The sequence below is a fragment of the Acidovorax delafieldii genome (assembly GCF_007993815.1).
Taxonomy (GTDB): Bacteria; Pseudomonadota; Gammaproteobacteria; order Burkholderiales; family Burkholderiaceae_C; genus Acidovorax; species Acidovorax delafieldii.
On the sequence record NZ_VJWE01000015.1, the window covers coordinates 153,594 to 175,994 of the forward strand.

Below are 22,401 nucleotides of genomic sequence, written 5' to 3' on the forward strand. Positions count from 1 at the left end.
GCCAGGTGGGTCGGCGTGCGCGGCGTCTGTGCCTGCGCGTCAGCCGGCCAGTGCGGCGGTTTCGTGCGTCAGCACCTCGCCGCGCAAGGTATAGGCCTTGGCCTCGGTGACGGTCACATCCACCATCTGACCCACCAGGCGGGGCTGGCCTACAAAGTTGACCACGCGGTTGCACTCGGTGCGGCCCATCAGCTCGGTGGCGTCGCGCTTGGAGGCACCTTCCACCAGTATGCGTTGTACCGTGCCCACGCGGCTTTCGCTGATGGACTTGATGTTGGCGTTGATGACGCCCTGCAGGTGCTGCAGGCGGCGCAGCTTCACGTCGTGCGGCGTGTCGTCGTGCAGGCCTGCTGCGGGCGTGCCGGGGCGGGGGCTGAAGATGAAGCTGAAGCTGTTGTCAAAGTGGATATCGTCGATGAGCTTCATCATCTTGTTGAAGTCGTCTTCCGTCTCGCCGGGGAAGCCTACGATGAAGTCGCTGCTCATGGCCAGGTCGGGGCGGATGGCGCGCAGCTTGCGCACCGTGCTCTTGTATTCCATGGCGGTGTAGCCGCGCTTCATGGCCATCAGGATGCGGTCGCTGCCGTGCTGCACGGGCAGGTGCAGGTGGCTGGCCAGCTTAGGCAGCTTGGCATAGGCCTCGATCAGCCGGGGCGTGAATTCGTTGGGGTGGCTGGTGGTGTAGCGGATGCGCTCAATGCCAGGGATGTCCGACACGTATTCGAGCAGCAGCGCAAAGTCGGCAATCTCTGCCGTGCCACCCATCTTGCCCAGGTAGGCATTCACGTTCTGGCCCAGCAGGGTGATTTCCTTCACGCCCTGGTCGGCCAGGCCCGCCACTTCGACCAGCACGTCGTCGAATGGGCGGCTCACCTCTTCGCCACGGGTGTAGGGCACCACGCAGTAGCTGCAATATTTGCTGCAGCCTTCCATGATCGACACAAAGGCCGACGCGCCTTCCACCCGCGCGGGCGGCAGGTGGTCGAACTTCTCGATTTCGGGAAAGCTGATGTCCACCTGGGGCTTGTCCAGCCGTTCACGCTGGTTGAGCATCTCGGGCAGGCGGTGCAGGGTCTGGGGGCCGAACACCACGTCCACGTAGGGCGCGCGCTTGATGATCTCGGCGCCCTCCTGGCTGGCCACGCACCCGCCCACGCCGATCTTCACGCCGCGCGCCTTCAGGTGCTTGATGCGGCCCAGGTCGCTGAAAACCTTTTCTTGCGCCTTCTCACGCACCGAGCAGGTGTTGAAGAGGATGAGGTCGGCTTCGTCCACGTTCTGCGTGGGCTCGTAGCCTTGGGCGGCGTTCAGCACGTCGGCCATCTTGTCCGAGTCGTACTCGTTCATCTGGCAGCCGAAGGTTTTGATAAAGACTTTTTTGGCCATGGCAATTTCGCAAAAGAGCAAGCAAACACCGCGCCCGGCATGGTGCGGAAACTGTGAATGTCACAACGGCGCGGTGGCTGTGCAGCCGCACCGGACAGGAGTTACTTCAGAGCGGCGCCCGAGCCGGTCGTGATGTTGGTGACGATGGCGTCGCTGCCCTTGCGGGGCTGTGCGGCCTCGCTTTCGGTCAGGATCCATGCGGAATGCAGCATGCCGGTGCTGTTCTCCAGCACGTAGTTGACCTTGAAGGTCTGGCCCAGCACCGTGTGTGCCATGACCAAGGTGTTCTGGGGGCTGAACAGCCGCATGCCGGGGGCCATGCGGATGGTCTTGCCGTTGAGTGTGGCTTCGGATGCGGTGTTGATGCTCAGCGTGCCCCGCAGTGCGGCTTCGGGGAAGGGGCGTGAAAGGCCCAGGCCTGGCTGGACTTGAGCCGAGGCCGGTGCCACGGCGCAGAGGGCCGCACAGGTCACCACGGCCATCCATGCGGCATGGAAAAAGCGGGGCACCCGCTGGGCGGGGTAGCGGCTGGAAGAGGGTGTGGTGCAGCGGTTCATGGTTTACATCCAGGGGCTGAAGGCACAATTTTAGAAGGGGTTGCCAGCGTGGCATATCCCTCTGACAAGTCAAGCGGCTCTGTGCTTCGATGGGCACAGGAACAGGTTCTGAGGCTCGCCTGAAAGAAAAAACCCACAGTGGGTTGCCGCACTGTGGGTTTTTGTATTTGGTGGTCGTAGGTGGACTTGAACCACCGACATCAGCATTATGAATGCTGCGCTCTAACCAACTGAGCTATACGACCGGAAACCAGAATTATAGAACAAAAATTATTGGTGTGTGAAGTTAGCGGCGCGTTTGTTCATGAAGGCGTCCATGCCTTCTTTTTGGTCTTGCGTCGCAAACAGCGCGTGGAACAGGCGGCGCTCAAACATCACGCCATCGGCGAGCGTGCCCTCGAAGGCGCGGTTGACCGATTCCTTGGCTGCCATGACAGCGATCTGCGAGAAGCCGGCAATCATGATGGCGGCGCCCAGTGCTTCGTCCATGAGCTTGTCGTAAGCCACCACGCGGCTGACCAGTCCGGCGCGCTCGGCTTCGGTCGCGTCCATCATGCGGCCTGTCAACGCCATGTCCATGGCCTTGGACTTGCCCACGGCGCGGGGCAGGCGCTGCGTGCCACCGGCACCAGGGATCACGCCCAGCTTGATCTCGGGCTGACCGAATTTGGCATTGTCGGCTGCGATGATGAAGTCGCACATCATGGCCAGTTCGCAGCCGCCGCCCAATGCAAAGCCGCTGACGGCGGCGATGACGGGCTTGCGAATGGAGCGGATGGTCTCCCAGTTGCGGGTGATGTAGTCGCCCTTGTAGGTGTCAGCGAAGCTGTATTTGGCCATGGCGCCAATGTCCGCGCCCGCCGCAAAAGCCTTTTCGCTGCCGGTGACGATCATGCAGCCGATTTTCTCGTCAGCGTCGAACGCCTTGAGGGCAGCGCCCAGTTCATTCATGAGTTGGTCGTTCAGCGCGTTAAGCTGTTTGGGCCGGTTGAGGGTGATGATGCCGACCTTGTCCGCTTCAATGCGCACCTCGATGGTTTCGTAAGCCATGAAATCTCCTGGGGGTTATGGTTGGTTATGAAAGCTGCAGCAATATACCCAAGGCAGTAGGGCTTTGCTGCCGTCAGGCCAGCCAGCGTCCCACTGCAGCGGCGTCTGTCACCGTCAGGCTGATCGTGTCTGGCGCCATGGCTGTGGCGGTCGCGTTGCGCCGGCCCTTGGCAGGGGCTCCAGCTGCCTGGACCGGTGGTATCTCCAAGGACAGGCGCAGGAGTCGCCCGTCGCGGGCCACCAGTGCCTGCAGGGTGGTGTGGGTGCCCGCGTAGAAAGTGACGTCGTCGAGCTTGCTGATGCGCCAGCCCTGGCCCTGCACTTCCACGCCCAGCCACTCGTCGCCTGCAGACATTCCTGCCTTCTCTGCGGCTCCGCCACGCAGCACGGTCTTGATCTGCACACTGTGGTTCTCGGCCACACGCAGGCCCAGGCGCTGGGCCAGCTGCGGCCGGTCGGCCTTGAGCGCCACGCCGTGGGCGGCCAGCAGCTCTTCCAATGGCAGATCAGCGGTGCTGTGCACCCAATGGGCCAGTTCCTTGTCGAATGGGCGGCCGGCCAGGTCGTGGAGCACGGCGCGCAGATCCGCTTCGGTCATCGGGCCGCCCGCGCAGCGCTCCCATAGTGCGCGCATCACATCGTCCAGCGTGGCTGTGCCCTCGCGCCGCAGGGCCAGGTCAAGGCACAGGGCCACCAGAGAGCCCTTGGTGTAGTAGCTGACGGTGGTGTTGGGTGTGTTCTCGTCCTGTCGGTAGTACTTCACCCACGCGTCAAAACTGGCCTCGGCCACGGTTTGTACCGACCGGCCGGGTGTTTGCAGCACCTGGTTGATGGTTTTGGTGATGAGCTTGAGGTAGGTTGCGTCGTCCAGCAGCCCGGCGCGGCGCAGCAGCAGGTCGTCGTAGTAGCTCGTGAAGCCCTCGAAGAACCACAGCAACTCGGTGTAGTTCTCTCGCGCATAGTCGTAGCTAGTGAACTCGGCAGGCCGCAGGCGTTTGACGTTCCAGGTGTGAAAGTATTCGTGGCTGATGAGGCCCAGCAGTGTGGTGTAGCCCTCACTGGCTCGCACATCGCCCTGGCGGGGCAGATCACGCCGCCCGCAGATCAGCGCCGTGGAGTTGCGGTGTTCCAGTCCCCCATAACCATCTCCCACGGCGTTGAGCATGAAGACGTAGCTTTTGAACGGCGCCTTGCCTTCGCGGTGCCAGAAACGGATGGCGGTTTCACAAATTTTCTGCGTGTCGGCCAGCAGGCGCTTGCCATCGAACGACGGAGCCGCACCTGCCACCACAAACTGGTGGGCAATGCCGCAGGCCTTGAAGCGCCCCACCCAGAAGTTACCCAACTCCACCGGGCAATCGACCAGTTCATCGTAGTCGGCCGCCGCGTACAGGCCAAACCCTTGTTTGTCGGCATCCAGGGGCCGTAGACCGGTGGCAGCAGCCCAGGTCGCCGTGGCCGCCGTGCGTGCCAGTTCCAGTGTGTGGGGCTGTTTCTCCTGGTCATGCACGCGCAGGCACAGACTGGTGCCGTTGAAAAAGCCGCGCGAGGTGTCCAGCCAGGCGGTGCGTACGGAGCTGTCGTAGGCGCACACCTGATAGGTCAGCACCAGGGGCTTGCGCTCCGTGCATTGCACTTGCCAGCGGTGCTTGTCCAGCTGGGCCGGTTGCAAAGCGCGTTGGCCTTGCCGAGCCGTTAGAACCTGCAGATTCTTGGAGAACTCCCGCACCAGGTAGCTGCCTGGAATCCAGACCGGCAGAGACAGCTCTTGCGATGCCGCGGGCCGCTGCACCGTCAGCGTCACGGTGAACATATGCGCATTCAGGTCTGTGGGTTCGACGCGGTAGTGAATGTCTGCGACGGAGGCTGAGCGGGAGAGGGGCATGGCATGTGCCGCGCAAGGGCCGCGCGGAGTCGTCGGTCGGGGGCTTTCAGCGGCTATTAATTGGCGGAGGGTGCATCGCTGGCGGCCTCGGCCAGGCGCTTTTCCACTTCCTGGGCGCCGATCGCACCTGGCACACGCGTGCCGTTGGCAAAAATCAATGTGGGGGTGCCGGTGATCTTGTACTTCTTGCCAAAGGCCAGGTTGCGCTGCAGCGCGCTGGTGTCACAGCTAGCCGCCGGTGCGGGCTTGTCACGCACCATCTGGTCTTGCCACGCCGTGGCCTGGTCCTTTGAACACCAGATGTTGCGCGACTTTTCGGCCGAATCCGGGCTCAGGATGGGGTACAGGAACAGGTACACCGTCACGTTGTTGATCTGCTGCAAGTCGCGCTCAAAGCGCTTGCAGTAGCCGCAGTTGGGGTCCTCGAACACGGCCACCTTGCGCTTGCCGTCGCCGCGCACAATGGTTACGGCATCTTTCAGGGGCAGAGCCGAGAAGTTGACAGCTGTGAGTTTGCTGATGCGGTCTTCGGTCAGATTGCGGCGCGCCTTGGAGTCGATGAGCTCGCCCTGGATCACATAGTCGCCCTTGGCGTCTGTGTAGAACAGGTCGGTACCGATGCGCACTTCGTACAGACCCTTCATGGGAGTGGAGCGCACTTCGTCGATCTTGTCCATCTGAGGAATACGCTGGGCCAATGCCTTGCGGATGGCGTCCTCTTGCGCCGTGGCGCTCAGGCTCAGGGTGGCTGCCGCAACGGTCAGCAAAGCAGTGGTCAGTTTCATCGTATTCCTGTCTATCAAACTCGCGCGTTCAGCGCATTCCCATGGCTTGGCGGGCCACAAAATCCTTCAGCAGGCCGCTGTGTTCAAAGCCCTTCATGCCCCAGTTGCGCAGCGCCTGCCAGGGCGCCTCCGGACGTGCAAACAGTTGCTGCAACCCATCGGTGGCCAGGCCCATCGCTATCAGAGCCGCTTTTCGCTGGCGTTCGTAGCGCCGCAGCAGCCGCAGGTCGGCGACGCTGCGCCAGTAGTCGCGGGTGCGCAGCACATCGGCCAAGGCTGCCACATCGGCCAAGCCCAGGTTCAGCCCTTGCCCTGCCAGCGGATGCACGTTGTGGGCCGCGTCGCCTGCGAGTACCCAGCTGCGCGCAGCTGGGCCATTGGTCGCATTGGTCGATGCAGCACCGCACCAGCGGTCCGCCTTGGCGAGCTGCAGCGGCCAAGTGGCACGCTCGGCAATGAGCTCAATGTTGCCGAGCGCCAGCTGGCTCGCAGTCTGCAACTCGTGCGCAAAGGTGTCGGCAGGCAATGCCATCAGCGCGGACACCCGCTCCTCAGGGACGGACCACACCACGGCCACAGAGTTCCCCTGGGCTCCCTCCAGCGGCAAAAAAGCCAGAATGCCTTGTGGCAAAAACCACTGGCGTGCGACCTGTGCGTGCGGATGTTCGCAGCGCACCCGCGTGGCAATGGCGTACTGGGCGTAGGGCGTCACGTCAAAGTGCACGCCAAACTCGGACCGGGTGGTGCTGGCGCGTCCTTCGCACACGACGGTCAGGGGCGCAGCCACCGGGATATCCACCACCTCTACCAATGGCTGAAACCGCACAGCCTGTGCCAGTCGCTCTTCCAAGGCCGGCACATCCACCATCCAGGCGAGGGCTTCTACCCCCTGGGGGGCGGCATCGAAATGCACGCAGCCATCCTGATCGCCCTGCACCTGCATGTGCTTGACGGCGGTGGCGTGTTCGGCGTCGGGCCAGCTGCGCAGCGATTCGAGCAGGCTACGGGACGCTGCATTCAGGGCATAGGCCCGTACATCGGTGGCCACCGCGCTGCGTGGAGCCGGGTCTGGTACCAGGGCCACCCTCAGTCGTTCCCGTGCCAGCAACAAGGCCAGGGTTCGGCCCACGATGCCGGTGCCACGAATACAGATATCAAAGGTTGGGGCCATGACAGGCATTGTAGGAGGGGTCTTACCCCCTGTAATGACAGGGCAGAATTGCAGTCTGGCCTTTCTGGCACCCTTCTTCAGGAGCACCCGGCGTGAGTTTCCCTTCCGAGTCTGATCTGTCCGGCACCATTGCGCGGCTGTTTGTGTATCCCGTCAAATCCTGTGCGGGCATCGAGGTGCAGCAGGCGCTGCTTACCGAGACCGGGCTGGATCTGGACCGCGCCTGGATGGTGGTGGACGCACAGGGCATGTTCCTCACCCAGCGCAGCCTGCCCCGCATGGCGCTGATCCGGCCCCAGCTCAAGAGTGACGAAATGGTGCTGCGGGCTCCGGGCATGCTGGCGCTGCATGTGGCGATCGACGCAGTGGAGGCACCTGCCACGGTGACTGTCTGGCGCGACACGGTCCCTGCTTGGGACATGGGGCCTGTGGCGGCGCAGTGGTTCAGCGATTTTCTGGGGCAGCCTTGCCGCCTGGTGCGGTTTGACCCAGAGCATCGGCGCCTGTCCAGCCTGGAGTGGACGGATGGCATGGAGGCTCCCAACCAGTTTGCTGACGGGTTTCCGCTGCTGGTGACCAGTGAGGCATCCCTGAAGGATCTCAACGCACGGCTCACGGCCGGCGGCCACGGCGCGGTGGGTATGGAGCGGTTCCGGCCCAACGTGGTGTTGGCGGGGGTGGATGCCCACGACGAGGACCGCGTGGATCTGATCCATGTGGAGAGTGATGGCACCGCCGACGTCCACATGCAACCGGTGAAGCCCTGCGCGCGATGCCCCATCCCCGACATCGACCCGGCCACGGCCGAGAGCCATCCGTCGGTGGGCGACACCCTGCGCACCTACCGCCAGGATAAGCGGCTGGACGGCGCCATCACGTTCGGCATGAACGCCATCGTGCGAAGCGGCGCAGGGCAGTGGCTGCGTGTGGGGCAACGCATTGCTGCCGATTTCCGGTTTGAATGACCGTCTGATTTGGGCCATCAGCACTGGGCACTGGGCGCGCCCGTAAAATCGGCGGTTTGTCTCCAGAACACCAGAAAGCCCTGCCATGAGCCTCCAATGCGGCATCGTGGGCCTGCCCAACGTCGGCAAGTCCACCCTTTTCAACGCGCTGACCAAGGCTGGTATTGCCGCCGAGAACTATCCCTTCTGCACCATCGAGCCCAACGTGGGCGTGGTGGAGGTGCCTGACCCCCGCCTCCAGCAGCTGGCCCAGATCATCTCGCCCGAGCGCATCGTTCCCGCCATCGTCGAGTTTGTGGACATTGCCGGCCTGGTGGCTGGCGCCAGCCAGGGTGAAGGCCTGGGCAACCAGTTCCTGGCCCACATCCGTGAAACCGACGCCATCGTCAACGTGGTGCGCTGCTTTGAAGACGACAACGTGATCCACGTGGCGGGCCGCGTGGACCCGATCTCCGACATCGAAGTGATCCAGACCGAGCTGTGCCTGGCTGACCTGGGCACGGTCGAGAAAGCCCTGAACCGATACACCAAGGCTGCCAAGTCGGGTAACGACAAGGATGCCGCCAAGCTGGTGGCGCTGCTCACCCGCATCCAGGCCGCACTCAACGAAGGCAAGCCTGCCCGCTCGGTCGAAATCACCAAGGAAGAGCAGCCGCTGCTCAAGTCCCTGTGCCTGATCACGGCCAAGCCCGCGATGTTCGTGGGCAACGTGAGTGAAGACGGCTTCGAGAACAACCCGTTCCTGGACCGCCTCAAGGACTATGCTGCCAGCCAGAATGCGCCCGTGGTTGCCATCTGCGCCAAGATGGAGGCCGAGATGGCCGAGATGAGCGACGAAGACCGCGACATGTTCCTGGCCGAAATGGGGCAGACAGAACCAGGCCTGGCGCGCCTGATCCGTGGCGCCTTCAAGCTGCTGGGCCTGCAGACCTATTTCACCGCTGGCGTGAAGGAGGTGCGCGCCTGGACCATCCACATTGGCGACACCGCGCCCCAGGCTGCTGGGGTGATCCACGGCGACTTCGAGCGCGGCTTCATCCGTGCGCAGACGATCGCCTTCGAGGACTTCATTGCCTACAAGGGCGAGCAGGGCGCCAAGGATGCCGGCAAGATGCGTGCCGAAGGCAAGGAGTACGTGGTCAAGGATGGCGACGTGCTGAACTTCCTGTTCAACGTCTGAACAGGAAGAGCTGTTCTTCAGGGTTCGCCAATGTTCGAAGGTGTTGGCTAACCCATTGATAGATATAGGGAAAGTTGTTCGCCGGTGAACTAGATCGTTCGGGGGCATTTTCCATATATGGGGGCATGACAGGGGGCACGCACGGTGCATGCCCCCTCCCCAGGAGAAATCATGCCCCCAAACTACCTCGAAACCCGCATGGATACTGGCTTTGCAGCCGTTTCCGATGCCCCCAAAAGTCAGGCCCGGCGTGGCATCAGTGATGCAGCCCTTCGCGCCGCCAAGCCCAAGAGCACGCCCTACAAACTCTCTGCAGGCAACGCGCTTTATCTGGAGGTCAAGCCCAACGGGGCCAAGCTTTGGCGCTGGAAGTACCGTCTTCTTGGCAAGGAGAGCCGCGTAGCTCTGGGGAGCTATCCGAAGCTGTCCCTTCGTGAAGCGAGAGAGGCCATGGAAGCCGCTCGCAAGCTGGTTGCCCAAGGCGTTCACCCAGCCCAACAAAAGAAGCTCGAACGCCTCAAAACTGGCGTAGACCACGCTAACACCTTTGAAGCGGTTGCCCGTGAGTGGGTGGCCCTGCGAGACTGGCAAGAGGTCACCAAAGCGCGGCGCTTAAACATGCTGCAGCGCGTGGTATTCCCTCATGTGGGAGCACTGCCAATCCGGCAGGTTCAGCCTGTGCATATTCTTGACATCCTGAAGCGGGCTGATTCCCGCAATGGCAATAGCGTGGCCTGCGAAGCCAAGCGAACCATGTCCTCTGTGTTTGAGTTCGCTGTGTCCACACTCCGGGCCGACTCAGACCCGGTTTACCCAGTACGCAAGGCACTGGTGGCGAACAAGACCCAGCACAAGCGGCCTTTATCTTTTGAGGAGGTTGGAGCACTGCTCAACGCGGTGGAAGGCCATGGCGGGTACTACCAAATCCAGGCCGCGTTCTTCCTCATGTGGTTGACCCTGGCCCGCCCATCCGAAGTGATCGAGGCTGAATGGTGCGAGTTCGACTTGGATCAAGCCTTATGGCGCATCCCCGCGCAGAGGATGAAGAAGCGCAAGGAACACTTGATCCCCTTACCGGCCCAGGCCGTTGCATTGCTGCGCAGTCTACGCATGCTCACCGGCAGCCGAAGCCATCTCTTCCCCCATCGGGACGACAGAAGAAAACCCATGGTGACAGCATCGTTCCGTCAGATGCTGAAGGCCTTGGGTTGGGCAGGCAAGTTCAGTCCGCATGCCACGCGCACCACCGGCAGCACACGGCTTAACGAGATGGGCTTCTCCCCAGATTGGATAGAACGCCAACTGGCCCACGATGAGCCCAATGCCGTACGCCGCACCTACAACCACGCGGACTACCTGAAGGATCGGGCCACCATGATGCAGCGATGGGCCGACCTGCTGGACGAGTGGAAAAAGAAGACAGCAGACGCTATGAAACCCGTTTTGGGATAACCCAATTCAGGCTAGACAGTACGCGGAATGTCGAATCCCATGCACGCGTCTCGCTATGGCATCTTGCGAGCACGCTTAGTTGAATTACGAGAGGCCAAAGGCCTGACCCAGACGGACATTGCCCTTCAGTTGGGCAAGCCGCAAAGCTACGTCTCGAAGTATGAGCGCGGGGAACGACGCCTGGACATCGTGGAGTTGATTGCCGTAGCGAAGGTCTTGAGTGTTGATCCCGCTCAGTTGTGCGCAGAACTGGCCTGTGGGCCTTTATTTGAGAATTTTGATAAGATTTTTCATCCGGGAGGTAGTGAGTGAAGCATTTCATTTCGGTCGACTTGATGCCCACTCACTAATACATTAAGAATGTCAACTGCAAAAAATTCCCCTCAGTCTGCAATAGTTTTTCTGAAGAAGTACGTTGTTTTACTTTTGATTTCGAGTCTTGTTCTTGTGGTTGCTGCTGTTTATGCGGCAACCCAGATTTACACCAAAAAAGACAACTCATCAGAGTATGTCTACCAAGATAAAAGCGGAACCAAAGTTGTTCTTCGGGCAGCTCAGTGCGGATATTCAGTTGAAATTCTGAAATCCATGAGTGAGCAATTCGGCAAGACGCGGGATCAAGTCAAGGCTATGACCCTTTATGGAGATGGCTGGGAGAAAGAGGGCTGCTGGCTAAAGCTTGATAAGACAAATGAGGTCGCAGTTTCAACGGAACCAGGTAAGGTTGACACTGTTCTTGAATTCTCTGAATTTACTAAGGCAGGTATCCCCCAATCCTCTTCTGCTATAGCAGAAGAATCAAAATCCACTGGGAAAATATTTTCTCAAGTGTTCTCTGGCAGCATTGATCCTGCCAATCAGGATGCTTTTGCATATATACCAAAACTGCCAGAAATGGATCTGGGGGCTTCTTACACGTTTCTCCATAGAACGTCCTGTGCTGAAATTAATTTTAAGCTTGCTAAGAAATTACAACAAAATGGGCACAATCCCTCCAATTGGCGAGCAGGGACTGTGGAGTTGGGCGGTATGCTTCAGGGACGTTGGGAAAGAATGTCTTCAGACCCTTTGTGTTATCTGCCAGAGCCCTCCAAAAAGCAAATTTTAGTCCTGATAGGTTCAGATTTAAACGCTTTCCCTTATAAAGAGTTGTCGACAGAGCCCTTTAAGGCTGCAACCTCCAACTAAGATTCTTTAGATTTTCTAAGATTTTTAGATTGATTAAATAGTTGCATTTGAGTCGCGGCTTTATATACAGTGTTAAAACCACTGTGAGGTCGCATGATGAGAGTTGATGAACCCTTTGCCGAAATGGGCGGCTTGCTTACCGTCAATGAGTTTTGCAAGTGGGCGAGCATTGGCCGCACCAAGCTTTATGCAGAGATGAATGCCGGTAGGCTCATGGCAAAGAAGTTTGGTAGTCGAACCTTGATCCCAAGGACCGAGGCTAAAAAGTGGATGGAGCAGCTACCTACGAGGCATTGAAGCCAGCACTCCAACAAAAAAGCCGATCATTTGATCGGCTTTTTTGTTTTTCAGAAAAATTTTCATAAAAAGATAGAAGTTTTCCTTGTCAAACGCTACATAAAACGCCCCCCCCCCGCTTTCCCCTCTGCATTCCTCTCCCTCTATCTATCTGTCTTTGGTGTTGGATTGGATGCTCTCTGCGAGAGTGAGTGATGGCAATAGTGATGTAAAGGAAATTTCTATGTCGATGAAGCTAGCGCTGAATAGAGCTGAGATGGCCCGTGAATCATTGATCCAGGCAACAGAGTGGCTGGACACCAAAGGTGTTTATTACAGGCATCTCCCACCTTCACAACTGAAGATCGGCCCCATCAACTACTGGCCTTCTACCGGGACCATCACGATAGACAATGAACCCGGCAAGCGCCCACACCTAGGTCTTCAGGGCTTGGAACTCGTCTTGCGAGAGCTCCAAGGACGTTACCCAGTCAGACGCTCTTCATAGGGCCGCTACTGCAGAGCGCTTCTAGGGTGAATTTTTCGGTGGAGTCTTCCTCAAGTCATTGATTTCAAAAGGATTTAATCTCCAGTCTGGTTTGAAATCTTCGGTTTTGCGGGGCTGAGTGTCAAAGATTGAGTCAAAGATGCTTGGGCCAAGAGGGAGGTTTTTCACCTTGTGAGAGTCATGGCTTGCGTTCTGCTCTAGTGCCAAGCTTCGCGTGGGCTTGCCCTGGGAGTAGAGCCAGTTCTTGTCAGTGATGCCTTGCTCCAAGAACGACGTGAAGTCGGACTGCTGCCGGGCTGCTTTGTTGACGTTCTGAGAATGCGCCATCTTCTTTATGTGATGGAAATTTCCCGGATTTTCATAGTGTGCCCAGATCAATTCTTCCAAGTAGACTCTTTCGCCACTATGTGCGTTTTCTATCCAGTGATTTCGGTTGATTCCTTTGCAGATGTACTGGAACAATGACCATTGCTTGAATAGGTCCATGCCGTTATCTATGTTTACTTGTACAGATCTCTCATTGAACTGGGGTAGGGTATTGATCTTTTTCGCTCTTTTGAGGAGATATGTTGCAAGCTCCTCTGAATGCTCCGGCGGGATGTGGGTAAGTAAATGAGTGTGAAATCCAGATTTTGTAGAATATTCATTGATGTAGAGCCAAAAGAATTCCACTCCTCTCTGTTTGTACCAATTTCTCAGAGGGTGGAGGATTTGGTCGTGGAGATGTGAGAGTCCTTGTTTCGAATTCTTGGGTGTTATGCCAAGTAACTCGCTGCTTATCGTGATATGAGAATTTAGCGCGATCCCTTTTGCATTTATAAAGGCGACAGCGCTGTAAGCATCTATGAACTCTTCTGCGCTGATCTCTCTTGGCAAGATGAATTTATTGTCTATGGAGAATTCCAGCTCCCCTGATCGGCGCATGACATCTTCTTTATAGGCTTGCTTTTTATCGCCCCTCAGCTTCTTTGATGTGAGAGAGTATTTTCTTGAGTCCCTCGCGAATTGTCGCGCTTGATACTCCATGGCTTCATCGTGCTCTTTCTTGCTTCTCCCAAAAGCTGCAGCGAAAACTTCATCGTAGAATGACCCTTCGGATAGAGTAGGGTATCGGTCTTCTGGTCTGTATCCGCCATCGCCTCTCTCCAGAAGGCTTCTGGCTCGGAATGTCTCATTGTGATGGTGCTTACGCATACGTGTTCCTTCAAAAGTTAATGGAGCCCAATATGGCTTTTAGAACTTGAAAAGTACACGTTATGTCTAAATGTGCTTAGGTGGCGTCGCCTTATGGCTGATGTCGGCTAAACAAAGTCGATCATCCTTGGAATCTGAGGAACCAAGCGTTCCTCCTTTCAAGGGCATCCATGTATCAAGACCGACTTCCGCTAGTTCCCCCAGACATCCTCCAGGCACACATGGTGCATGAGCCTGGAGACACCCGCTTCAAAGCCGCAGCGAGGCTCTTGCAGGCTTTATGGCGGGCAGAGCGAGGCATTCCCATGGGCACCCACGCCCCAGCCAATGGAGAGCCCCGCAAGCTGGGTAGCCGCATTGAAGCTAGCTATGCCAAGCAGGGGGCAAACTTCCTCTCCCCGGCCATCGCAAAGCTGGCTTTCCGCGAGTCCGTTTATCGGGAGATTGGTGCAGTCATCGAGCAAGAGCGCCTATGGACCAACATGCTGTCCAGCCAGCCCCTTTGCTTCAACCTGTTTGGTGACCTGACGCTCAATCCCGACAAGGGCAACAAGTTCTTTCAGCAGCTTTTCCCCGACTACGTTGCAGAGGTGGAGGAAATCTACTTCGAGCATTCACCAGGGCGAGGGGATGCATCCTTCACTGCAGACAACACGGCCTTTGACGTGTTCGTGACCTGCCGCACCCTCGAGGGCAAGCAAGGCTTTATTGCCATTGAGGTGAAGTATTCCGAGGCCATGGCCGAGCCCCTGGCAACGCTGCGCCCACGCTATGACGAACTCTCCCGAGCTGTTGGCATTTATCGTGAGCCGGAGTCCCAGTCACTCAGGGGGAATCCACTTCAGCAGCTATGGCGGGAGCACATGCTCAGCCGCGCCATGGTAGTCAATGGGCTTTATGAGTCGGGTCGATTCGTCCTCATATACCCCAAGCAGAACCACCATTGCGATAGCGCAGCCAAGCTTTATCAACGAGAGTGCATAAGTCCTGACCCTGCTGTGTCCGGTTTCCAGGCCGTGACCTTGGAAGCTTGTCTAACGGCATACGAGGCAATCGGAGACGAAGAGACAGCACAAGCCTTGCGCTCTAGATACCTCAATTTTAGAAAGATCGAGGAGGCTATTTTTGGGTAGCGTTTGATCTTGAAATAGGCATCATATTTCAATGATGCTTTATAAGTATCTCTCTAATATCGTGAACCCATTGGGCTAGGAATTAGCCCTTTGCTTTCTCTGGCCATCCAAACTGATAGTAATCGCATAGGCAGGCAAGTTTTCTGAAGAATGTCGAGTATGCAAAGCTGCTGTCGAAGCGATGAATGTTTTGGAGTAAAAACTCCCGCACAATTGCCACGTCGAATCGCTCTTTTGAGACATATGGTAAAAACATGGCTGCCTTCTCTGGCGAATTGGTTTTGATAACGTCGTTTGCATTTTTATCTTTCTCTGTTTTGAGAAATGGTTTTGCGTACGCACGTGATCTGTAGTGCTCAACACCATTTGAGGCTAGATGTTTTTTTATGTCAATGCCTGATGCTTTGTAAGCATCTTTAGAGTTTATATTGATTTCTCTAAGGTACCTGTAAACTGGTATGTATGTTGCTCCTTTGCCGATATCTGGAATGGTTTTTTGCAAAATGGCATTGGCGTCGTAAATGCTCTTGTCTGATAGGAAGTCTCTGAATAGATCCAGTATGCTGATTCCGTGGTAGCCGACTTGGGAAGCTCTTTCGCTTGCCACGCCTACGCCTATAACAAATTCAATGTCGTCTTTTTTGTCTATATCGTCAACATCAACGACGCACAGTTTTTCTGACGTGGCTGTACTGCGTACCATTTCATACAACTGCTCTTTGCAGTAGCGAAGAACTCGAGCCGGAATTTTCCGTTTTATCGAGTCTAGGGCCTCATATATAGGCACAAAGCTATCACTTTTAACAATAGTGATAGGAATTTGTCCTCCATCAATTGCGATGAAAGTCTTGCTGTATTGCGCCTCTTGGCCGTGTGCTCTTTGCACAAAAATGAGATTGTTCTGAAGCTTAACTAAATTCTCTTGGCCTAGAGCGCGAGAGATATCACGAAGAAGATCTAGAATGTTTGGATCTGTCAACGAGTATCCAATGAAGACTACGGGGTGCTCTACAAAAATTGTTATTAGCTTGGCTGCTAAATATGGGTTGGCAAAGTGAAATCCTTTGTAGTCTTCTTCTGTAAGAACTAGCGAGTTTGGTCTCGCGGTGGAGCCATGAATTTTGTAGATTTCACCAATCGCTTGGGTGTTGGAGAAGAGCAGTTCGCTTTGGCCGACGAACACTCTGTAATCTGGGAAAAGACTTTCAAGCAAAGTATCCCAGTTTGTTGTAATTATTCCGTCCACATTTAACTGAGAAAGTAACGCGATCTCATCGGCGTGATCTCTCAATGGTCCGGCCTTGGTTGTGTTCTGAATATAACTACATATCTCGATGCGCAATGCTGAAGTCGCATCCCTTGCTTTGGATTTGTTCTTTTCCCTACTTTCTTTGTACGCGTCAGACTCCCACCAGAGTCGGTGGAAATCTGCTGCCAACAATGATGCTACGCGCGGTAACTTGCCATCGGCACTTGTTAGGTAGTATTCATAGGGTTTTAAACCTTCTGAAAAGCGTTGAAGTAAAGAGCTCCAGTCTTCTAGTCCTAGATACCTCCTAGAGAACCCAGATCCAACAAAAAGAAATGGTGCAGAGGGTGCGCCAGAAAAATGGGTGACGAGATCTTCTTTGATGGACATAGGAGTAAGAGGCCTTTATCGTTCGCTCGACTTTATCAAGATGGCAGGGGATTGCTGACATGGTGTCATCGTGTGCCGTTCATGACAGCATCTGTTGTACATTGGCCGCTCAGGTTGCCAATGGTGGGCAGAGGCGGGCCAAGTCTTGCGGTGCGTAGGTTGATAGCGACTATTCATCAGTTCATCAACTGATGAGTGAACCGAGTCAAGCTTAACAACTGACCGCCAAGATCGAATAGAGATCAAGGAGGTCAAACTCAGCTAGACTGAACCGAAGCAGGGAGTCCCCGTGTTCGCCACTGTTCACCCGCATCCGATGGATTTGGGGGCATGGCAGGGGGCACCAAGCGAGTAGAGCAGAGACGTTTATCAATCAAATCATGCCCTTACAGCGTCAATTCCTGTTCAACGTCTGACCCTGCTGCAGGCTCCTCGGGGCCTGCGTGCGCTGTGTTGCCCGTCATCCCTGTCTGCCCCCGGGCGGGCAGGGATTTTTTCTGGCGGCTTCCCGCTCCAGAGCAACCCGGGCAAGGCCATGCCTTCGTTCACTCTTTGATGGTTTCTCACGCATGAATACAGGAATCCTCTACGCTGCCCTGGCCTATGTCGCCTGGGGGCTGTTCCCGCTGTACTTCAAGCAGGTGGCCGATGTGCCCTCGCTGGAGGTGGTGATGCACCGCACGCTGTGGTCGCTGGCCGTGGTGCTGGGGCTGCTGGCCGTGCGCAGGCAATGGGCGTGGATGGCGTCTGTGGTGCGCCAGCCGCGGGTGCTCGGCGCATTTGCATTGTCGGCCGTGCTGTTGTCGGGCAACTGGCTGACCTACGTGTGGGCGGTGCAGAACCACCATGTGGTCGATGCCAGCCTGGGGTATTTCATCTTGCCACTGGTGAATGTGGCGCTGGGCTTCGTGTTCCTGCGCGAGCGCCCCCGGCCCGGGCAGTGGCTGGCCGTGGCGGTGGCTGCGGCCGGTGTGCTGTGGCTGGCCGTGCAGGCAGGGCGCCTGCCCTGGATCGCGCTGGTGCTGGCACTGACCTTTGGCTTCTATGGCCTGCTGCGCAAGGTAGCAGTGCTGGGCGCGCTGGAGGGGCTTACCTTGGAGACCCTGATGCTGGCGCCGGTGGCGGCAGTGGTGCTGGCCTGGTGGAGCTGGCAAGGACAGGGCGCTCTGGTGCAGGGCGATGCGTCTACTGTGGGTTGGTTGCTGTTGGCCGGGCCCATGACGGCCGTACCTTTGCTGCTGTTTGCCGCTGGCGCGCGGCGCATTCCCATGTCCACGCTGGGCATCCTGCAATACATCTCGCCCAGCCTCCAGTTTGCGCTGGGGTTGTGGGTGTACCACGAGGCCTTTCAGCCCGCGCGGCTGGTGGGTTTTGTTTTGATCTGGGCCGCGCTGCTGGTGTACAGCGTGGAGGGCTGGTGGACGCGTCAGCGGATGGCGGTGGCCTGAATCGCCGGGGGCGGTCCCTGTCGCCTGGGCTACTGGAAAACGCGCAGTTCGATTCTGTCAGCCACGCGTAAGATCCTGCGATTTGTCTGACGGGTGCTGCGCGTGTGTTGCTGCACCGCCCACCCACATATCCAGGCCAGAGCCCGCCACCACATGCTTTTTGGACGCAAAAACCTGTTTTTGGCGACGGATGCCTTCCCGTTGACCGATGCCGTGCTGGAGTTCGACGATTCGTCTTCAGTCGCCGTGCGACCTGGACGGCGCGCGCTGGATGGCTTTGGCCCCCGGGGAGAGCGCAGTGCGCAGTCCAAGTGGTGGGCTGTGGCGGGGCTCATTGGCCTGTACGCCCTGGCCCTGCTGGGGTTCTATGCGTTGGGCGTGGTGGGGGTCCAGGTGCTGTGGGTGCTGGCCGGTCTGACGACGGCGGGCTTCGCGGTGTTTGGTGCCTCGTTCCGTTTGGGCCTGCACCACAAACTGCGGCTGCGCCATCTCAAGCTGGGCATCGTGGTGGCTTCCATCTGCGGCATGCTGGGGTTGTTCTACCTGGAGCCTGTCACGCAGATTCTGTTGGCCCCCTTCATGTTTGTGGCAGTGGCTTACGGCATCTTTACCGTACCCCGGCGCACGTTGCTGGTGCTGACGGCCGGGGTGTTGTGCGCTTATGCGGCAGTGGCAGCCGCGCACTACGCAGAGCAGGGCAACGACGCCCTGCTGCGGCTGGAGCTGATGCACCTGCTGGCGCTGGCTGTATCGGTACCTGCGTTCATCGTGCTCATGGGCCGCGTGCAGCGGCTGTACCGCAGCCTCTACCAGGCCAGCCGCAAGATCAAGAACATCCAGGAAGATGCGCAGCGCGACACTTTGCTGGGCTGTTTCAACCGCCGCTACATCTTGGCGGCGCTTGAAGAGCAAAAGCAGCTGGCCGACGAAAGCGGGATTCCGCTGTGCCTGGCCGTGCTGGACATTGACCATTTCAAACGCATCAACGACGAGCTGGGTCACCTGGGGGGCGACGAGGTGTTGCGCACCTTTGCGCGCATTGCGCAGCAGGGCGTGCGCGGGGGCGACGTGTTTGGGCGCTACGGTGGCGAGGAGTTCTTGCTGATCTTCCCGGCGACTTCGTTGTTGCCCTCGCTCAACACCTGCGAACGCATTCGGGCCCAGGTCGAGTCGCACGCCTGGACGGGCCTGCTCAAAGGCCGCGTGACGGTGTCCATCGGTGTGACCCAGTATGTGCTGGGCGAGTCGGTGCTGGAGTTCTTCTCGCGGGCGGATACTGCCATGTACATGGCCAAGGAGGGCGGGCGCAACCAGGTGGTGGTCGAGGAGCCCATTGCCAAAGGCGATTCGCAGCTGTCGGACCTGTCAGTCCCCAGCAGTCACGCTTTTCTATAGTTGCCCGCCATCTGCTGGCCATCCGCTTGCGGGGTGCTGGCGGTTTGCTGGCTATCGTTTGCGCTGGCCGGGTTGACAAGCGGCCAGCAGCGCCCACACTGAGGGCCAGTTCCCCGCCACCCGCTGGGTGGCATCGCACCTTTTTGCACCTGCGCTTGGGTGCCGATGCACCAGCCTCTCATCCGTTCCATGCCTCCATCCGCCGATCTGTCGGCACAATTTGCCACCGCCGAGCAGCGCGTGCGCATGCTGCTGCAGCAACCGCAGGCTTTTTCCTATCCTGCAGACCTGATGGGGCCGGTGGAATGCATCGAGACCCACATCTCCTGGGTGCTGCTGGCCGGTGACTTTGCCTACAAGTTCAAAAAGCCATTGCAGCTGGACTTTCTGGACTTCAGCACCCAGGCGCTGCGGCATGTGGCCTGCGAGGAAGAGCTGCGCATCAACCGCCGCACGGCGCCGGGCCTTTACCTGGGCCTTGTCGGCTTGGTGGCCGGTGCTGCAGAAGATGCTCCTGCCACCCTTCGGCTGGTGCAATGGCAAGACGCTCCGCCAGGCGCCGAGCCCGCTGTGTGGATGCGGCGTTTTGCCCAGGCGGCACTGCTCGCCACCGCACTGGATGAGCAGCGCGTGTCGCCTGCGCAGATCGACCAGCTGGCGCGCCATGTGGCGCAGTTCCACGCCGCAGCCGCCGTCGCCGCAGGTGCAAACAGCTGGGGCTCAGCAGCAGCGGTGCAAGCGCCGGTGGACGATTGCCTGGCTGCTCTGCACACGCCCGTGGCAGGCGCACTGCCTGGTCAGGAGCCATTGCTGGCGCAGGTGACCAGCTGGTGCCAGCATGAGGGGCAAGCCCTGGCCCCCACGTTCGAGGCGCGCCGGGCAGCCGGATGGGTGCGCGAGTGCCATGGCGATTTGCACCTGGCCAACATTGCGCTCATCGATGGCGAGGCCCAGCTGTTCGACGCCTTGGAGTTCAGCCCCGCCTTGCGCTGGATCGACTGCGTGGCTGACATCGCCTTTGTGGTGATGGACCTCGCGGCCCATGGTCGGGCGGATCTGGCCTGGCGGTTCTTGAACCGGTGGCTCGAACACACCGGGGACTACGCAGGCCTGGCGGTGTTGCGTTACTACGGCTGTTACCGTGCCCTGGTGCGGGCGCGGGTTGCAGCCCTGCGGATGGACCCCACCGGTGACGGTAGTGGCAGCGGGCACGCTGCGCAAACCGTGGAGGGGTATCTGGAGCTGGCGGCGGGCTTTGCCGGACAACGGCCTGCACGCTGGTCCACGCCGTGCCCTGCCACCTTGTGGCTGGCCCATGGCTTTTCGGGCGCGGGCAAGAGCACCCATGCGCTGGCCTTGGCGTGCCAGCGTGGCATGGTGCGTATGCGGGCCGATGTGGAGCGCAAGCGCCTGTTTGGCCTGGCGCCGGATGCTGCCAGCGACGGGATACCGGGCGGCATCTACACCGCAGAGGCCACACTGCGCACGCACCAGCGGCTGGCGCAAGTGGCGCGCGAGGTGCTGGCGGCAGGCTACTCCGTGATTGTGGATGCCACCTTGCTGGACCGTGATGCCCGTGCACTTTTCCTGGAGCTGGCCGCTGCCGCGCAAGTGCCCTGCCACATTCTGTCGTTCGAGGCCCCCCTGCCGGTGCTGCGCGAGCGCGTCCGCCAGCGCGCGCTGGCCGGAGGCGGTGCGTCAGAGGCGGACGTGGCGGTGCTGGACGCCCAGTGGGCCCGCGCCCACCCCCTGCAGCCTCACGAAGAGGCCATCACGCTGCACGTGGACACCACGGTGCCCGTGGACTGGGACCGTCTGCTGTCACACTGACCCCGGTGGCACCGGCGGGGCGCTACGGGGCCAGGTGGCCGGGCATGAAGTACAGCAGCACGCTCGTCATCACGAGGTAGCGCAGGAACTTGCCCACGGCCATATAGGCCAGACATTGCCAGAACGGCAGCTTGAGCCAGCCGGCCACCGCGCACAGCGGGTCGCCCACGACCGGCAGCCAGCTCAAGAGGCAGGCCCGCGCGCCAAAGCGCTTGAGCCAGCTCAGTGCCCGCACCTCGGTGGCATTGCCGCGCGCCTTGTCCACCGCCTTGTGCGCACCCAGGCCCATCCACCAGCTCACGCCGCCGCCCAGGGTGTTGCCGAGGGTGGCCACGACGATGGCGGGCCAGAACAGGTCGGGGTTGAGCTTGATGAGACCGAACACAGCTGGCTCAGAGCCCAGCGGCAGCAGCGTGGCCGAGACAAAAGACACCACAAAGACTGTGCTGAGTCCGAATTGCGGCAGGGCCAGCCATTCGAGCAGCTGGTGCATCCAGATTTCCATAGCCGCCGAGTGTAGGGGGCGGGTGGGGCTCCATGTGCCCCAGGGGGATCTGTCCTACAGGGGAGCGCGCCATCGGCGCATGGCTGGGTTGCAGCGTCTTTTGTATCGTGAAAACACATTGGCCCTGAATGACAACCCCAGGAGGTCGCCCATGCCGGTATTGCCCACAACGTCCCAACCGCGCCGCTTGAACCCCTCGGTTGCTTTGCCGCCCGCGACCCGCTGGTCTTCGGCCGCCATGGCCCTGTTGCTGGCGGCCTGCGTGCACAGCCCGCAGGCTGCCGTACCCAGCCCTGGACTGCAAGGCGGTCCAACGCTTTGGGAGCACACGCCGATAGCGCCTTGCGACAGGGCGCCCACCGCACGGCCGGCGCTGGAGCGCATTGGCCGCGAGCTGCAATCCCAGGGCATGGCGCTGCAGGCCACCTGCAACACCGTCAGCGGTGGCTGGGTGGTGCAGGTGCAGGTGGTGGATGGCACCAAGGCCCACAAGGTGGTGCGCGGGCCGCTGGCCGATGGGCAGGCCGTGGACATGGGCACTCCGGCGGGCGCTGCGCGCTCGGAGGCGGCGGCGGGCGCCAGCGGTTTCTCCCCGGACGTGCTGCACAACCGCCAGTGGCTGCGGGCGCTCATGGCGCGCCACCAGTTCGACAACCTGCCGGATGCCTGGTGGCATTTCGCGCAGCGGGGTGTGCCGCCCGCACAGGCTGCAGACACCGATCTCGCCGCACGGTGAACCTGCACTCAGCGCGTTGAGACGCTGCGGTGCTTGCGCCACAGGGCCCGAGTGGGGGGCGAGGGAAGCGTCCAGTGGGTTGACTCAATGGAGCCCGACAGTCAGATAGATACGGTGT

The 22,401-nt window shown here is 59.2% G+C and carries 20 protein-coding genes and 1 tRNA gene; 11 read left to right on the forward strand and 10 right to left on the reverse strand.

Annotated features, from left to right (window positions below; translation table 11 throughout):
• Positions 1-39 precede the first annotated feature (39 nt).
• From miaB to ATF69_RS16635, 7 genes are all read right to left on the reverse strand, one after another.
• Positions 40-1,386 carry a tRNA (N6-isopentenyl adenosine(37)-C2)-methylthiotransferase MiaB gene (gene miaB, locus ATF69_RS16605; protein ID WP_146871666.1) on the reverse strand — a complete coding sequence of 449 codons (1,347 nt, stop codon included), beginning with the start codon at positions 1,384-1,386 and terminating at the stop codon, positions 40-42.
• A gap of 101 nt (positions 1,387-1,487) precedes the next feature.
• Positions 1,488-1,943, reverse strand: a complete 456-nt coding sequence (locus tag ATF69_RS16610; RefSeq protein WP_167514363.1) for a hypothetical protein — start codon at positions 1,941-1,943, stop codon at positions 1,488-1,490.
• A gap of 168 nt (positions 1,944-2,111) precedes the next feature.
• A tRNA-Met gene (locus ATF69_RS16615) sits at positions 2,112-2,188 on the reverse strand.
• Positions 2,189-2,213: 25 nt separating this feature from the next.
• Positions 2,214-2,993: an enoyl-CoA hydratase gene (locus ATF69_RS16620; RefSeq protein WP_056066293.1), complete on the reverse strand. Its 780-nt coding sequence runs from the start codon at positions 2,991-2,993 to the stop codon at positions 2,214-2,216.
• 73 nt (positions 2,994-3,066) lie between these two features.
• The gene (locus ATF69_RS16625) at positions 3,067-4,878 is read right to left on the reverse strand and encodes a M61 family metallopeptidase (protein ID WP_146871667.1); all 1,812 of its coding nucleotides are present in this window, start codon (positions 4,876-4,878) and stop codon (positions 3,067-3,069) included.
• Between the two features lie 56 nt (positions 4,879-4,934).
• Positions 4,935-5,663 (reverse strand): DsbC family protein, encoded by a 729-nt coding sequence (locus tag ATF69_RS16630; protein ID WP_146871668.1) that lies wholly within the window; start codon positions 5,661-5,663, stop codon positions 4,935-4,937.
• A 28-nt stretch (positions 5,664-5,691) separates the two neighbouring features.
• Positions 5,692-6,834 (reverse strand): FAD-dependent monooxygenase, encoded by a 1,143-nt coding sequence (locus ATF69_RS16635; protein ID WP_208758741.1) that lies wholly within the window; start codon positions 6,832-6,834, stop codon positions 5,692-5,694.
• 92 nt (positions 6,835-6,926) lie between these two features.
• Between ATF69_RS16635 and ATF69_RS16640 the strand changes: the two genes are divergently transcribed.
• The 6 genes from ATF69_RS16640 to ATF69_RS23500 all read left to right on the forward strand — a co-directional run bounded on the left by ATF69_RS16640 (position 6,927) and on the right by ATF69_RS23500 (position 11,916).
• Positions 6,927-7,799 carry an MOSC domain-containing protein gene (locus ATF69_RS16640; protein WP_108499683.1) on the forward strand — a complete coding sequence of 291 codons (873 nt, stop codon included), beginning with the start codon at positions 6,927-6,929 and terminating at the stop codon, positions 7,797-7,799.
• Between the two features lie 85 nt (positions 7,800-7,884).
• Positions 7,885-8,979 (forward strand): redox-regulated ATPase YchF, encoded by a 1,095-nt coding sequence (gene ychF / locus ATF69_RS16645; RefSeq protein WP_116747898.1) that lies wholly within the window; start codon positions 7,885-7,887, stop codon positions 8,977-8,979.
• Between the two features lie 171 nt (positions 8,980-9,150).
• The gene (locus tag ATF69_RS16650) at positions 9,151-10,431 is read left to right on the forward strand and encodes a tyrosine-type recombinase/integrase (protein ID WP_244303751.1); all 1,281 of its coding nucleotides are present in this window, start codon (positions 9,151-9,153) and stop codon (positions 10,429-10,431) included.
• Positions 10,432-10,470: 39 nt separating this feature from the next.
• A complete protein-coding gene (locus ATF69_RS16655; RefSeq protein ID WP_146871670.1) occupies positions 10,471-10,743 on the forward strand; it encodes a helix-turn-helix domain-containing protein in 273 nt (90 codons plus the stop codon).
• A 48-nt stretch (positions 10,744-10,791) separates the two neighbouring features.
• A complete protein-coding gene (locus tag ATF69_RS16660) occupies positions 10,792-11,619 on the forward strand; it encodes a hypothetical protein (protein ID WP_146871671.1) in 828 nt (275 codons plus the stop codon).
• Between the two features lie 123 nt (positions 11,620-11,742).
• Positions 11,743-11,916, forward strand: a complete 174-nt coding sequence (locus ATF69_RS23500; protein WP_425291789.1) for a helix-turn-helix domain-containing protein — start codon at positions 11,743-11,745, stop codon at positions 11,914-11,916.
• Between the two features lie 508 nt (positions 11,917-12,424).
• On the opposite strand, the gene ATF69_RS16670 is transcribed toward ATF69_RS23500, so the two are convergent.
• The gene (locus ATF69_RS16670; RefSeq protein ID WP_146871673.1) at positions 12,425-13,597 is read right to left on the reverse strand and encodes a hypothetical protein; all 1,173 of its coding nucleotides are present in this window, start codon (positions 13,595-13,597) and stop codon (positions 12,425-12,427) included.
• A gap of 221 nt (positions 13,598-13,818) precedes the next feature.
• Between ATF69_RS16670 and ATF69_RS16675 the strand changes: the two genes are divergently transcribed.
• A complete protein-coding gene (locus tag ATF69_RS16675) occupies positions 13,819-14,730 on the forward strand; it encodes a PGN_0703 family putative restriction endonuclease (RefSeq protein ID WP_342212252.1) in 912 nt (303 codons plus the stop codon).
• A gap of 82 nt (positions 14,731-14,812) precedes the next feature.
• Here ATF69_RS16675 and ATF69_RS16680 read toward each other — a convergent pair whose 3' ends face one another.
• Positions 14,813-16,369, reverse strand: a complete 1,557-nt coding sequence (locus ATF69_RS16680; RefSeq protein ID WP_146871675.1) for an SIR2 family protein — start codon at positions 16,367-16,369, stop codon at positions 14,813-14,815.
• 569 nt (positions 16,370-16,938) lie between these two features.
• Here ATF69_RS16680 and rarD point away from each other — a divergent pair.
• The 3 genes from rarD to ATF69_RS16695 all read left to right on the forward strand — a co-directional run bounded on the left by rarD (position 16,939) and on the right by ATF69_RS16695 (position 21,042).
• The gene (rarD, locus tag ATF69_RS16685) at positions 16,939-17,817 is read left to right on the forward strand and encodes an EamA family transporter RarD (RefSeq protein ID WP_146871676.1); all 879 of its coding nucleotides are present in this window, start codon (positions 16,939-16,941) and stop codon (positions 17,815-17,817) included.
• A gap of 153 nt (positions 17,818-17,970) precedes the next feature.
• Entirely contained in the window at positions 17,971-19,212 is a 1,242-nt protein-coding gene (locus ATF69_RS16690) for a GGDEF domain-containing protein (protein ID WP_146871677.1), read from the forward strand.
• Positions 19,213-19,401: 189 nt separating this feature from the next.
• Positions 19,402-21,042, forward strand: coding sequence for a bifunctional aminoglycoside phosphotransferase/ATP-binding protein (locus ATF69_RS16695; protein ID WP_146871678.1), 1,641 nt, complete (start codon positions 19,402-19,404; stop codon positions 21,040-21,042).
• A gap of 22 nt (positions 21,043-21,064) precedes the next feature.
• Here the strand turns inward: ATF69_RS16695 and ATF69_RS16700 are convergent, their stop codons facing one another.
• Entirely contained in the window at positions 21,065-21,547 is a 483-nt protein-coding gene (locus ATF69_RS16700; RefSeq protein WP_108499043.1) for a YqaA family protein, read from the reverse strand.
• A gap of 151 nt (positions 21,548-21,698) precedes the next feature.
• Between ATF69_RS16700 and ATF69_RS16705 the strand changes: the two genes are divergently transcribed.
• Entirely contained in the window at positions 21,699-22,283 is a 585-nt protein-coding gene (locus ATF69_RS16705) for a M15 family metallopeptidase (protein WP_146871679.1), read from the forward strand.
• Positions 22,284-22,401 lie beyond the last annotated feature (118 nt).